Source organism: Treponema sp. R8-4-B8 (assembly GCF_054786175.1).
This window is the reverse complement of record NZ_BDHE01000099.1, coordinates 1-1,323: the sequence shown is the minus strand read 5'-3', so window position 1 is coordinate 1,323 and position 1,323 is coordinate 1. Positions and strand designations below refer to the sequence as shown.

Here is a 1,323-nt window from a genome sequence, read left to right as displayed (position 1 = left end):
CCGGCTTTATAGCCCCCCACGGCGGCGGGTTTGCCTTCGGTAAGAAGGTAGATAATGTTAAAGTTGTTAAAATTACCGATAAAAGAGCTGATAAGGTAAGGAGTAGTAACAAATATAATATACGGCATTGTAATTTTTACAAGGCACTTAAACGGGCCGGCCCCGTCAAGAGTCGCGGCTTCGTAAAAATCGGCGGGAATATTCATTAATATGCCGGTGGTTAAAAGCATCGTATACGGAATGCCGATCCAGAAATTAGTTAGAATTATTGTAACCCGTACCCTTAAAAGACTGCTTGAATTCTGCAAGAAAGAAATAGGATCGTTTAATATGCCCAATTTAACAAGCAATGTGTTAATAGGGCCGTATTCCCCCAGAATATTTCTGACGGCAAGCAAAGAAACAAATTGAGGCATGGCTATAGTTAAAATAAAGATTGTTCTGAAAAACGTCTTGCACTTAACGCCTTTTTTATTGATTAGAAGCCCAAGGAAAATGCCGCCAAAATAACAGGAGAAAGTTGAAAAGAACGTCCATACGACAGTCCAGCTTAATACTGGAATAAACCTCTGTCCTATTTCCCCGGTTTTTGTAAACAGGTTCTTTATGTTCGCAAACCCGACCCAATCAAACAGTACTTGCCCCTGGTGCTGGCTGTCAAAGTTGGTAAAGGCTATAAATATCATAAAAATCGTGGGCATTATTGTAAAAATAGTCACTCCGATAAATGTCGGAGTAAGAAGCGTTACGTGAAAACGCTTGTCAAACAGTTCTTTTATGTCGTCTATAAAGCTTGACGCTTTTCCTTTTTTTCGTTTGTCACATTCCGCCTTGTACGCGCTGGCCAGGCTGCTCAAATACAAAATGAAAAACAGGATAATTATGCAGAATGTTACCACTCCAAACAGGAGCATTAGCATCGAGTCGTCGGCCTTGTTAAATATATCCCCTTCTTCCGTGCCCAGCGTCGTAAAATTAACAAGCGCTTTATAGCCAAGCGGAGTGTCGTTTACCTGCGGGCATAATACCATAAACAGGATAAATCCGACCTGCAACAATAAATAAATCGCCCCTTTGACGATCTGTTTATGATAAAAATTGCCAAATCCCATAATAAAATGGGAGATTTTAGTCGCCGTATTCCCTTCCATGAATCTTTTGCAAAAATCAACAAAAAATTTTTTAATGCAACCCGCAAAACCTTTTACGCCTCCCGTAAATGAAGCGCCTATTTGCCTGACTACATTTAAACTAGAATTGATTACTTTTACATAAAAGGGAGTGGCATTATAATAACCTGCGTTTTGATTTGTCATTATATAC

Annotated in this window: 1 protein-coding gene; it reads right to left on the bottom strand. The window is 39.6% G+C overall.

Annotation, left to right across the window (positions count from 1 at the left end; translation table 11 throughout):
* On the bottom strand, positions 1-1,323 hold a 1,323-nt coding region (locus tag ACYVRA_RS06520), incomplete at both ends, for a carbohydrate ABC transporter permease (protein WP_461251940.1).